This is a genomic window from Kitasatospora sp. NPDC001547 (genome assembly GCF_042894165.1).
In the GTDB taxonomy this organism is placed as follows: domain Bacteria; phylum Actinomycetota; class Actinomycetes; order Streptomycetales; family Streptomycetaceae; genus Kitasatospora.
On the sequence record NZ_JBIAVL010000017.1, the window covers coordinates 100328 to 112460 of the forward strand.

At 75.5% G+C, this 12133-nt stretch carries 9 protein-coding genes; 8 read left to right on the forward strand and 1 reads right to left on the reverse strand.

Annotated features, from left to right (window positions below; all coding sequences use genetic code 11):
* Positions 1 to 6: 6 nt before the first annotated feature.
* The 6 genes from ACFY0X_RS27530 (at position 7) to ACFY0X_RS27555 (ending at position 7345) form a co-directional block, all read left to right on the forward strand.
* Positions 7 to 1365: an O-antigen ligase family protein gene (locus tag ACFY0X_RS27530; RefSeq protein ID WP_387758456.1), complete on the forward strand. Its 1359-nt coding sequence runs from the start codon at positions 7 to 9 to the stop codon at positions 1363 to 1365.
* On the forward strand, positions 1362 to 3101 hold the full coding sequence (murJ, locus tag ACFY0X_RS27535) for a murein biosynthesis integral membrane protein MurJ (protein ID WP_387758458.1): 1740 nt from the start codon (positions 1362 to 1364) through the stop codon (positions 3099 to 3101). Before ACFY0X_RS27530 ends, murJ begins: the two co-directional genes overlap by 4 nt.
* A gap of 127 nt (positions 3102 to 3228) precedes the next feature.
* The gene (locus tag ACFY0X_RS27540) at positions 3229 to 3942 is read left to right on the forward strand and encodes a polysaccharide deacetylase family protein (protein WP_387758460.1); all 714 of its coding nucleotides are present in this window, start codon (positions 3229 to 3231) and stop codon (positions 3940 to 3942) included.
* On the forward strand, positions 3939 to 5054 hold the full coding sequence (locus ACFY0X_RS27545; protein WP_387758462.1) for a glycosyltransferase: 1116 nt from the start codon (positions 3939 to 3941) through the stop codon (positions 5052 to 5054). The genes ACFY0X_RS27540 and ACFY0X_RS27545 overlap by 4 nt, the downstream gene beginning before the upstream one ends.
* 39 nt (positions 5055 to 5093) lie before the next feature.
* Positions 5094 to 6191 (forward strand): Wzz/FepE/Etk N-terminal domain-containing protein, encoded by a 1098-nt coding sequence (locus tag ACFY0X_RS27550; protein WP_387758464.1) that lies wholly within the window; start codon positions 5094 to 5096, stop codon positions 6189 to 6191.
* Entirely contained in the window at positions 6188 to 7345 is a 1158-nt protein-coding gene (locus ACFY0X_RS27555) for a GNAT family N-acetyltransferase (RefSeq protein ID WP_387758466.1), read from the forward strand. The genes ACFY0X_RS27550 and ACFY0X_RS27555 overlap by 4 nt, the downstream gene beginning before the upstream one ends.
* Positions 7346 to 7349: 4 nt before the next feature.
* Here ACFY0X_RS27555 and ACFY0X_RS27560 read toward each other — a convergent pair whose 3' ends face one another.
* Entirely contained in the window at positions 7350 to 8591 is a 1242-nt protein-coding gene (locus tag ACFY0X_RS27560) for a glycoside hydrolase family 26 protein (RefSeq protein WP_387758467.1), read from the reverse strand.
* Between the two features lie 373 nt (positions 8592 to 8964).
* On the opposite strand from ACFY0X_RS27560, the gene ACFY0X_RS27565 reads away from it, so the two are divergent.
* Positions 8965 to 10002 (forward strand): hypothetical protein, encoded by a 1038-nt coding sequence (locus ACFY0X_RS27565; protein WP_387758468.1) that lies wholly within the window; start codon positions 8965 to 8967, stop codon positions 10000 to 10002.
* A gap of 256 nt (positions 10003 to 10258) precedes the next feature.
* Positions 10259 to 11857 carry an ABC-F family ATP-binding cassette domain-containing protein gene (locus tag ACFY0X_RS27570; protein WP_387758470.1) on the forward strand — a complete coding sequence of 533 codons (1599 nt, stop codon included), beginning with the start codon at positions 10259 to 10261 and terminating at the stop codon, positions 11855 to 11857.
* Positions 11858 to 12133 lie beyond the last annotated feature (276 nt).

Here is a 12133-nt window from a genome sequence, read left to right on the forward strand (position 1 = left end):
CCCCGCGTGGCCCTGACCCTCCCCGCCTTCCCCCGCCCGGCGTTACGCAAGGCCCTGCCCGCGCTCGCGGAGCGCACCAGCCCGCTGGCCGCCGCCACCGTCCTGCTGGTCTGCGTGCCCACCGGGGAGAAGGACGTCGCCGCCGCCGTCCACGTCACCGCCGCCGACCTCGCCTCGCTGGCCCTGGTCGCCCTCACCGCGCTCAACCTGCTGCGCGGGCGGCTGCCCGCGGTCGACCGCACCACCTGCGCCCTGTTCGGCGGGATCGTCGCCGCCGCCGCCGTCGCCACCATCGGCTCGATCGACCCGGCGGCCGCCGTCACCGGCTTCGTCCGGCTCACCCAGGTGTTCGTCCTGGTCCCCGCCGCCGTCCTCTGCTCGTTGCGCGACCGCACCGACCAGCGCCTGGTCCTCGGCTCCTTCGTGCTCGCCGCGCTGATCCAGGGCGTGGTCGGCGCGAAGCAGTACCTCACCCACACCGGCGCCTCCTACACCGGCGAGCCGATCCGGGCCGTCGGCACCTTCGGCGCGCTCGACATCATGGCGATGTCCAGCGTGGTCAGCTTCGGGCTGCTCGCCGCCCTGGCGCTGGCCCTCGGCGAGCGCGGACCGGGCGGCGACGCCCGGCTGCGCCGCGCGATGTTCGCCGCCGCCGCCTTCCTCGTCTTCCCGCTGGCCGTCTCCTTCAGCCGCGGCAGCTGGATCGCCACCGGCCTCGCCGCCACCGTGCTGCTGCTGCGCGCCGACGCCCGGCTGCTGGTGCGCGGCGCCGTCCTCGGCCTGGCCGCCGCGGTCGTCCTGGTCGGCGGCCTCGGCCTCGGCGGCTCCGGCGTCACCAAGCGGCTCGGCTCGATCGGCTCCGTCTCGGCCGCCCCCGACCAGTCCGTCTCCGACCGGTACGACCTGTGGTCCACCGCCGGCCGGATCTGGCAGGACCACCCCGTGCGGGGCGCCGGACCCAAGGCCTTCCAGCAACTGCGCGACAGCCACGCCCCGTTGCGGCTGTCCTCCGGCAGCGACGCCGCCGACGCCACTATCGGCTTCCAGCGCGAACCGCTGCTCTCCCCGCACAACATGTACTTCCTGGTGCTCAGCGAGCAGGGCCTGATCGGCATCACCGCCTACGCCGCGCTCTTCCTCACCCTGCTGATCGGCTGCCTGCGCCACCGCCACGGCCCCGGGCTCGCCGCACTCGCCCTGCTCACCTGGGTGCTGGTGGACTTCCTGTACGCCGACATCGGCGGCACCACCACCGTGCTGACCTCCGTCGTGCTCGGCCTCGCCGCCCGCGCGGCCGCCCACCGCCCCGAGCCCCCCGCCACCGGCCCGGCGACCACCACGGCGACCACCGGAGCCGCCCGGTGACCACCGACCGGCCGACCGCCGTCGCCTCCTCCCTCCCGGCCCCCCGCGGCGCCCCCGGCGGGGCCCCCGCCGCCGAGCCCCTCCCGGCCCCCCGGCGCGGCTTCCTCGCCAAGGCCTTCGGCGTCACCGCCGTGCTCAGCGCGGCCGGCTCCGGCCTGGGCCTGCTGCGCGACCTCCTGCTGGCCCGCTACTTCGGCGCCAACCAGGGCACCGACGCCTTCCTGGTCGCCTGGACCGTCCCCGAGACCGCCGCGCCGCTGCTGATCGAGGACGCCATGTCCTTCCTCATGGTGCCCGCCTTCGCCCTCGCCCTGGTGCTGCGCGAGGAGGACCCGGACGCCCCCGACCCGGTCCGCCAGCTGGTCCGCGCCACCCTGCCGTGGCTGCTGACCGCGCTCAGCGGCCTCGCCCTGGCCGCCGCCCTGCTCGCCCCGCAACTGGTCGCCCTGCTCGCCCCCGGCCTGCCCGACCCCGGCCTGGCCGTCACCTGCACCCGGATCACCGCGGTCACCGTGCTGCCCTTCGGGGTGGCCGGCTACCTCGCCGCCGCGCTGCGCGCCCACCACCGCTTCACCTCCCCGGCCGGCATCTACGTCGCCTACAACCTCGGCATCCTCGCCGTCCTGCTCTGCCTCCACTCCTACCTCGGCGTGCGCTCCGCCGCCCTCGGCGTCGCGGCCGGCAGCCTGCTGATGGCCGGCCTGCTGGTCGGCCCGTTCCTGCGCCGGCTGCGCCAGGGCCCGCCCGGCACCGGCCGCGGCCGCCGCGCACGCCGGACCCTGGTGCTGATGCCGCTCGCCCTGCTGCCGGTGGCCGCCTTCACGCTCACCCGCCAGTCCCAGGTCTTCGTCGAGCGCTTCCTCGGCTCGGCCCTGCCGCCGGGCACCATCTCGCACCTCAACTACGCCGCCAAGGTCTCCCAACTCGCCATGACGGCGGGCATCCTGATCTGCACCGTCACCTTTCCGCTGGTCGCCCGGGCACTCGCCGCCGGGGACCTCACCGCCGCCCGCGACCGGGTGGAGAAGGACCTCGGCCAGGCGGCGGCCGTCGTCCTGCTCGGCACCGCCTTCCTGATGGCCTGTGCCCCCTCGGTGGTCTCGCTGCTGTTCGAACGCGGCGCCTTCGGCCCGCACGACACCGCCGCCACCGCCGACGTCATCCGGGTGTACAGCTTCGGACTGCCGGCCCAGGCGCTGATCGGCGTGATGATCCGCCCGTACTTCTCGCTGCGCCCGGTGGTCCGCCGGGCCGACGACCCGGGCGCCGAGGACGGCCGCCGCCGGCTGCTCGACTGGTACCCGGCCGCCGCGATGGTGCTCGGCCTCGGCGTCACCGTCACCACCGGCCTGCTCGCCACGCCCCGCTTCGGCGCCCTGGGGCTGGCCGCCGGCAACGCGGCCGGCATCACCGCCACCGCCGCCCTGCTGCTGCACGGCCTGGTGCTGCGCGGCATCCCGCTGCGGCTGCGCCGGGTGCTCGGCGGCCACGGCCGGCTGGTGGCCGCCGCCGCCGGGGCCACCGTGCTCGGCGCCGCCGTCGCCGGACCGCTCGCCGACCCCCTGCTCTCGACCCTCCTCGGAGGCCTCACCGTGGCGCTGGCCTTCGCGGCCCTCGGCACCGGGCTCGGCGCCCGTGAGGTGCGCGGCCCGGTCCTCGCCGCCGCGCGGGCCCTGGGGCCCGTCCGGAACCCGCCAACCGTCGCCGAAGAAGGGAAGCGTCCCGATGGACGATGAACCGGGAACCGTCCGGTCGGTTCGGGCGGGCGCCGGCAGCGCACCGCCGCGCCGGGCACGACCGCCCCGGAGCCGCCAGCCGGCCGGTGGACCGCCGGTCCCCGGCTCCGCCTCGCCGTGGATCCTGATGTACCACTCGGTGGCGGTCGAGAAGGAGGACCCCTACCGGCTCACCGTCAGCCCCGAGCGGTTCGCCGAACAGATCGCCTGGCTGCACCGGCGCGGCCGGCGCGGCGTCTCGGTCCGCGAGCTGATGCGGGCCCGGGCGCTCGGCCGGGACGACGGACTGGTCGGCCTCACCTTCGACGACGGCTACGCCGACTTCGCCCGGTACGCGGTGCCGATCCTCCAGGCGTACGGCTTCACCGCCACCGCGTACGTGGTCGCCGACCTGCTCGGCCGGGACAACGACTGGGACACCGAGGGCCCGCGCAAGAAGCTGCTCACCGTCCAGGAGGTCACCGAACTCGCCGCCGCCGGCTGGGAGATCGGCTCGCACGGCCTCGGCCACCAGGCGCTGCCCGGCCTGCCGGCCGAGGCCCTCGCCGTCCAGGCCCGGGAGAGCCGGCGGCTGCTGGAGGAGGCCGTCGGCGGCCCGGTCACCGGCTTCTGCTACCCGTACGGCGCCGTCGACCTGCCCGCCGCCCTGGCCGTGCGCGACGCCGGGTACGACCATGCCTGCGCCATCGCGCACTCCCCGCTCACCGGCCGCTTCGCCCTGCCCCGCTGCTACGTCGGCGACCGCGACGGCGCCTGGCGGCTGCGCGCCAAGAGGGGCCGGCACCGGTGGCGCGACGTGGTCACCGGGCTGCGCCACGGCCGGCGGGGGAGCCGGCCATGAGGGTGCTGCACATCGTCACCGGCCTGGCCTCCGGCGGCGCCGAGCGCCAACTCCACCTGCTGCTGCGGCACCTGCCGGCGCACCAGCAGTGCGAGGTGCTCGCCCTGACCAACCCCGGCGCGGTCGCCGCCGCGCTGCGGGCCGACGGCGTCACCGTCCACCACCTCGGCATGCGCGGCAACCGGGACCTCGGCGCGCTGCCCCGGCTGGTCCGGCTGGTCCGGGCCGGCCACTACGACCTGGTGCACACCCACCTCTACCGGGCGCAGCTGTACGGCCGGCTGGCCGCCCGGCTGGCCGGGGTGCGCGCGGTGGTCTCCACCGAGCACTCGCTGCACGCCGGGGTGATCGAGGGCCGCCCGGTCACCCGGGGCGTCAAGGGCCTCTACCTGGCGGCCGAACGGCTCGGCGGCACCACCGTCGCGGTCTCCCGCCAGGTCGCCCAGACGCTGCGCTCCTGGGGCGTCCCGGCGGCCCGGATCGCGCTGATCCCGAACGGCATCGACACCGCCCGCTACAGCCTGCCGCCCGCCGAACGGGCCGCCGTCCGCCGCCGGATCCGGGCCGAACTCGGCCTGCCGTACGGCGGTTGGGTGGTCGGCGGGGTGGGCCGGCTGGTTCCCGGCAAGCGCTTCGAGGTGCTGGTCGAGGCGCTCGCCGCCCTCGACCCGGCCACCCGGCTGGTGCTGGTCGGCGAGGGCCCGGAGCGCGCCGCGCTGGAGCGCCGGGCCGAGGAACTCGGCGTCCGGGACCGGCTGGTGCTCACCGGGGAGCGCGACGACGTGCCCGAACTGCTGGCCGCCCTGGACGTGCTGGCCGCCCCCTCCGCCGCGGAGACCTTCGGCCTCGGCGTCCTGGAGGGCCTCGCGGCCGGGCTGCCGGTGCGGCACAGCGCCTGCCCGGCGCTCGACGAACTGCCGCCCGGCGCCGCCCCGCAGGCCCGCCGCATCCCCTCCGAGCCCGCCGCCTACGCCGCCGCCCTGCGCGACCTGCGGCCGCTCGGCGGGCACACCGCCGACCCGCTGCCGCACCCCCCGGCCGTCGGCCACTACGACATCGCCCGGGTCGCCTCCGACCTGGGCGCCCTCTACGACCGGCTGGCCCGCGTCTGACCGCCAGCCACCGCCGTACCAGACCCAAGGAGCAACCCCATGACCACACCGCGCCGAAGCGCCCGCCGCCTGGTCCGCCGCTGGTGGCCGGTGGTGCTCGCGGTTCCGCTGGGTGCCGCGGCCGGCGCCGGGTACGCCGTCGTCGCCCACCCGTCGTACGCCGCCAACGCCTACGTCCTCGTGGTCGCGCAGAACCCCGGGGAGGCCGCGATCGCGACCAACTTCGCCCAGGCGTACGGCCGGCTGGCCGGCCAGCCGCAGGTCCTCGCCGTGGCGGCCGCCGAGACCGGCCGCACCCGGTCCGAGCTGGCGTCCCTGGTGCACGGGACGACCTCCCCGGACGCCCCGATGATCGAGATCACCGGCACCGGGCGGCGCCCCCAGGAGGCCGCCCGGAACGCCGACGCGGTGGCCCGCTCGCTGGTCTCTTTCGCCAACACCAGCAGCCGGGACACCAACGTCCGGCTGGTGACGCTTTCCCCCGCCGCCGCGCCGGACAGGCCGACCACGCCCTCCGGGAAGCTGGACGTGGCGGTCGGCGGCGCGGCGGGGCTGCTGCTGGGCTCGCTGGTGATGATGACCCGCCGCCGGGGCGGCTCGGGGACGCCGGAGGCCGCCGACGGGAGCCCCGAGGCGCCGCGGACGCTGCGGGCGCTGCGCGCCGCGAAGGCGTCGGAGGCCCCCGCCGCCGCGCCGGTGGCGGTCCCGACGACGCCGCGCCCGCGCCGCGAGGAGCCGGCCACCGCCGGGGCCGGGCCCGACTCCGCGCCCCTCGCGCCCGAGGCCGGGAGCACGCCCGAGCCCGCGGCCGAGGCGGCCGCGACCGAGGACGCCAAGGCGGAGGCTGCGAAGGCGGAGGGCGCGAAGGCGGAGGCTGCGAAGGCGGAGGGCGCGAAGGCGGAGGACGCGAAGACCGAGGGCGCGAAGGGCGAGGGCCAGAAGAGCGAGGCCGGGAAGGCCGACAGGAAGGCCGGGAAGAAGACCGCCGGGAAGGCCGGCCGGCGCACCGGCGCCGAGCCCGCGGCGGCCGAACAGCCCCCGGTCGAGGAGCCGGCCCCCGCCGTGGACGAGCCGGCCCCCGCCGCCGAGGAGCCGCCCGCCGTCCAGGAGAAGGCCGCGGCCGGGAGCGGCCGATGAGCACCGGGACCCGCAGAAGCAGCCTGCCCGCCCAGCTGACGGCGCCGGTCTGGACCACCGAACTGCGGTCCGAGGACGACGCCCTGGACGTCCTCGCCGAGGAGTGGGACGACCTGGCCGCCCGCTGCCGGTCCGCCACCTTCTTCCAGGCCGCCGACTGGCAGCGCTCCTGGTGGCGCCACTACGGCCGCCCCGGCCGCCTCCTGGTGGTGCTGGTCCGCCGGGCCGGCCGGCTGGTCGGCGCGGGCGCCTTCGTGCGCCGCGGCGGACCGCTCGGCGGCCTGACCGGCCTCGGCGGCGGGCTGGTCGACTACACCGACGTCCTGCTCGACGACGAGTTCGCCGACCGGGCCGCCGCCGAGTTCGCCGCCGCGCTCCCGCTCACCCGGCCCTGGCACTGGCTGGAGCTGCGCGAGGTGCACCCCGAGGCGGCGGTGCACCGGGTCTACCAGCACTGGCGCGGCAGCCGCCGCCGGTACCAGGACTCGCTCTGCCAGTACCTGCCGGCCGTCCCGATGGACCGGCTGCTCAAGCGGGTGCCCGGCAAGACCGCCCAGCGCAGCCGGGTGAAGCTCCGCAAGATCGCCGAGGCGGGGGTGAAGGTCCGCACCACCCCGGTGGCCGAGGTGCCGCAGGCGGTGGACGGGTTGCTGCGGCTGCACTTCCTGCAGTGGCGGGCGCGCGGCGTCACGCCCGAGCACCGCACCGAGCGGTTCGCCCGGCACCTGACCGAGTCCACCACCGGGCTGGTCGCCGCCGGCCGGGCCACCGTCCACCAGTTCCACCTGGACGGCCAGCTGGTGGCGGTGAACCTGCTGCTGCTCTGCCCGTCCTTCGGCGGGCTCTACATGTACGGCGCGCACCCGGTGCTGCGCGAGCGGCTGGACATCGCCGGACTGCTGTTCGGCGCGGCGCTGGACGAGACGGTCGCCGCGGGCGTCCCGGTGCTCGGTCTGCTGCGCGGCCAGGAGCCGTACAAGCAGCGCTGGCGCCCGGATCAGCTGTCCAACCAGCGGCTGCTGCTCGGCCCGGCGGGCGCGGCGCCGGCGGCCGCCGTCCGGGCCGCGGCGGTGCGGGCCCGGCAGACGGCGGCGCACCAGCTGCGCACCCGCTTCCCCCGGCTCAAGGAAGCGCTGCTGGCCCGCCGCCGCTGACGTCTCAGGGCCGGCCGTGCGCCGCGCCCGTCGGCCGGCCCGTCGACTTGCCCTTCGCCGGGCGGGCCGACGGGCCGGCCTTCGCGCTGGGCGCGGCACCCGGCACGGCCGGTGCGGCCGGTACCGTGTGCGACTCCGGCGGGCTGGGCGGCCCCGCCACCGCGGGAACGTCCGACGCGGCCGCCGACGGCCCGGCGGCCGGCGCCGGCGCCCCCTTCGACCCGGACATCAGCTGCTTGAACGCCGCCGTCGAGCGCGGATTGCGTTCGCACTGGAAGAAGCCGTGCGGACAGTAGTCGGTGACGGTCTGGTAGGCGGTGTCGTGGGTGCGGATCCAGTCGACCATCCGCTGCACGAACTCGGGGTTGTCGCCGTTGCGGAACAGCCCCCACTCCGGGTACGAGACCGGCTTGCCGCGCTTGGCGGCGAACTCCACCTGGTCCTGGAGGCCGTACGGCTCGTGCACGTAGTCGTCGAAGTCGGCGCCGGCGGGCTGGTCGTAGTTGTCCATGCCGATGATGTCGACCACGTCGTCGCCCGGGTAGCACTTGGTCCACGGGATGGCGTCCAGGCCCCGGCTGGGGGCGAAGTCGAAGCGGAAGCGCTGCCCCGGCACCGAGCGCATCACCCCGACGATCCGCCGCCAGTACGTCTTCCAGGCGGACGGGTCGGGCTTGCAGCGGTGGGTGTACGTGGTGCCGTTCATCTCCCAGCCGAGGGTGAGCACGGTGTCCGCGCCGCCCATCGTGACCAGTCGGCGCGCGAGTTTGAGGAAGTGCCCGTCGAAGTCCCCGCGCGCCCCCTGGCCGAGCAGCTTCTCGACCTCGTCGTCCGACACGCCCGCCTCGTTGGGCACCAGCATCGGCACCCCGAGCACCAGCAGCCGGGACGGATCGGCCTGCCGCCACTGCGACCACAGGCCGAGCACCGCCGGCTCGCCCTCGATGTCGCTCCAGCCGTTGCCCGCCAGGTAGGTGTGGCCGACCTGGATGTTGGCGTCGCCCAGCCACTGGGCGTACCGGCCGATCTGCGGGATGTAGTCGTCCCAGGAGCCGACGAAGGCGCCGAACGGCGGTTCGTGGCTCGGCCGCTGGACCACCGGGCGGGGTGCCGGGCCGCGCGGCTCGATGGCGTCCGAGGAGAGGGCGTGCCGTTCGGTCTGGCTGAACGGCGTCCCGGCCGGGACGCTGGCCGTGGCCATCAGCAGCAGGGTGGCGGCGGCCAGCGTCAGGCGGCCGATTCGCATGGGTGCTCTCCTCCGGGACGTCGTGTGAGCGGGGCGTCACGGTCTCGGCGTGGACGGACCGTGACGCCCCGCTCGCCGACAGTAGGCCCAAAGGGGGGTCGAAAACCCGGATGTCACCCCAAAGTGGGCGCCAATCGAACGCCGTCTGACGCAACGGCCGACCGCCGGCGGCCATGTATCAGCTCTGTAACGGTCCCGTCGGGCCCCTCCGGCCCGCTCCGGCGCACCCTCCGGGGCGCGCCGCGGCCCCGACGGCGCAGGTGGGCGGGTGGACGTGCGGGGAGGGCGCGCGGACCCGGGCGGACGCCCGGCAGCGCGTTCCGGCGACGGAACCGGGCTGACTCGCGAGCCCGGTGACAGGTACGCTCCGGCCGTGTCCTGGAAGCCGCTGCGTGTACTGACCCCCCGCTCGATCCTGCCTGCCTCGGCGGTGATGCTGGTCCTTGCGGCCGGAGCGGCGGCGCACGCGAACAAGCCGGTGCCGTTCGGCGACCGGGTCGCGGGGCCGGGCGACGCGGGCGCGACCCCGGTGAAGTCCGAGTCGCTCAGCTCGGCCGACCTCGACCTGCGGGTGGGCCCCGGCCTGGAGGCCTTCCACAAGGGGACCGGCGAGCAGGCCTGGTCCTACCGCCGCGAGGGCGCCGAGGCGCTCCACCTGGCGATGGCCGGCGACAACGCGATCGTGGTCTGGGACGACGGCATGGTCACCTCGGTGCGCCCCGGCGACCACGAGGTGCGCTGGCACCGCGCGGTGCCGGGACTGTCGGACTGGCTGCGCGGCGACGGCGAGCCCGGCGCCGACAAGCGGACCGACGCCCAGCGCAAGCAGCTCGCCAGGCAGCGGGCCGCGGGTGCGCTGCACACCGTCCAGCGGGACGGCTCGCCGTGGCTGGCGCTGGTGACGCCGAACCTCACCATGGGCCTGCGCGACGCCGACGGCGACCTGCGCTACAACGACAAGCCGGCCAACGGCTGCGTCTACGACCCGCTGCGCGCCGTCCACACCGACTACGCCGTGCTCATCCCGCGCACCTGCACCAACAGCGCCGGGCAGGCCGTCTCCGGCGGCATCACCGGCTACCGGCTGGACAGCAACGGCTGGGCGACGAGCACCGGTCCGGCCGCCACGGTCAAGGTGCTGGACCGCAGCCGGGTGGAGATCACCGACGGCCCGATCGTCCCGCCCAGGGTCTTCGACACCAAGGCGGCGGCGCCCGAGACGGCCTGCGGCAGCGTGGACGCGCCGTTCGCGGCGGTCCGGCCGCAGGGCGGCTGCGCGGCGGAGCCGACCCCGGTCGACCCGGCGGCCGCGGGCACCGCCCCGGGCGCCGCCGCACCGGATGCCGCCGCACCGGACGCCGCGGCGGCCACCGGAGCCCCCGCGGGGGACCAGCCGCCCGCGCCGCAGTAGCGGGCCGGGCCCGCCGGCGCCGGCCCGCGGCCGGGGACCGGCGGCGAGGGGGCCGGTGGATACCCCGGGACGGTACTTCCCCGGGGTCGGCACGGCGCCCGGTAGACTTGCCGCCATGGCTATCTTCTCCGGGCAATAGCGGGCGGCGGCGCCGCGAGGGCCGCGCCGACCGCCGATGAAGCCCCCCTCACGCCAACCCGGCCCCGGGTACGTCCCACCCGGCCGCCCGCCCACGTCCCAGGAGTAGTCCCCAGCCATGATTTCCGCCAACGCCCTCGAACTGCGCGCCGGTGCCCGGATCCTGATCGAGTCCGCGAGCTTCAAGGTCGCCGCCGGCGACCGGATCGGTCTGGTCGGCCGCAACGGCGCCGGCAAGACCACGCTCACCAAGGTGCTGGCCGGCGAGGGCCTGCCGGCCGCCGGTACCGTGACCCGTTCGGGCGAGGTCGGCTACCTCCCGCAGGACCCGCGCACCGGTGACCTGGACGTCCTCGCCAAGGACCGCATCCTGTCCGCCCGCGGCCTCGACACCGTGCTGAAGAAGATGCGCGAGAACGAGGACCGGATGGCCAATGGCAAGGGCGCCACCCGCGACAACGCGATGAAGAAGTACGCCCGGCTGGAGACCGAGTTCCTCACCAAGGGCGGGTACGCCGCCGAGGCGGAGGCCGCCACCATCGCCGCCGCGCTGGGCCTGCCGGACCGCATCCTCAACCAGCCGCTGCACACCCTCTCCGGTGGTCAGCGCCGCCGCGTCGAGCTGGCCCGGATCCTCTTCTCGGACTCCGACGTGCTGCTGCTCGACGAGCCCACCAACCACCTGGACGCGGACTCGATCGTCTGGCTGCGGGACTTCCTGAAGACGTACAAGGGCGGGTTCATCGTGATCTCGCACGACGTCGACCTGGTCGAGACGGTCGTCAACAAGGTCTTCTACCTGGACGCCAACCGCTCCTGCATCGACGTCTACAACATGGGCTGGAAGCAGTACCAGCAGCAGCGCGAGGACGACGAGAAGCGCCGCAAGCGCGAGCGGGCCAACGCCGAGAAGAAGGCCGCGACCCTGAACGCGCAGGCCGACAAGATGCGTGCCAAGGCCACCAAGACGGTGGCCGCGCAGAACATGGCCCGCCGCGCCGACAAGCTGCTCTCCGGCCTGGAGCAGGTGCGCCAGAGCGACAAGGTCGCCAAGCTGCGCTTCCCGGAGCCGGCCCCCTGCGGCAAGACCCCGCTGACCGCCAGCGGCCTGTCCAAGTCCTACGGCTCGCTGGAGATCTTCACCGACGTCGACCTGGCGATCGACCGCGGCTCCCGGGTCGTCGTGCTGGGCTTCAACGGCGCCGGCAAGACCACCCTGCTGCGGATGCTGGCCGGGGTGGAGCAGCCGGACACCGGCGAGGTGATCCCGGGCCACGGCCTGAAGATCGGCTACTACGCCCAGGAGCACGAGACCCTGGACCCGGACCGCAGCGTGCTGGAGAACATGCGCTCGGCCGCGCCGGACACCGACCTGGTGCAGATCCGCAAGATCCTCGGCTCCTTCCTGTTCTCCGGCGACGACGTCGACAAGCCGGCCGGGGTGCTCTCCGGCGGTGAGAAGACCCGTCTGGCGCTGGCCACCCTGGTGGTCTCCTCCGCCAACGTGCTGCTGCTCGACGAGCCCACCAACAACCTCGACCCGGCCAGCCGCGAGGAGATCCTGGGCGCGCTGCGCGAGTTCTCCGGCGCGGTCGTGCTGGTCACCCACGACGAGGGCGCCGTCGAGGCGCTCGACCCGGAGCGGATCATCCTGCTGCCGGACGGTGTGGAGGACCTCTGGAACCCGTCGTACGCCGATCTGGTCTCGCTGGCCTGACCGGAAGTAGACGCGAGATCCGCTTTTCGGATGAGAATATCTAGTCCTTTCGGCGTGTCCGGGAATGAAGTAGACCCGGATTCCGTTTAAGGACTTTCCGTCGGCCCGCCACTCGATCGTGGTCGGGCCGACGCTGCTGATCAGCCCTTTCTCGGCGAACGCCGACATCTGCCCGGGGGCGTGCACGCTGGGTGAGCGCCCCGATGCGCTCGGATCACCACCGACGGACCACGCATTTCCGACATCGACCTTGTCGAATGGGTGGCCAGGACGCGG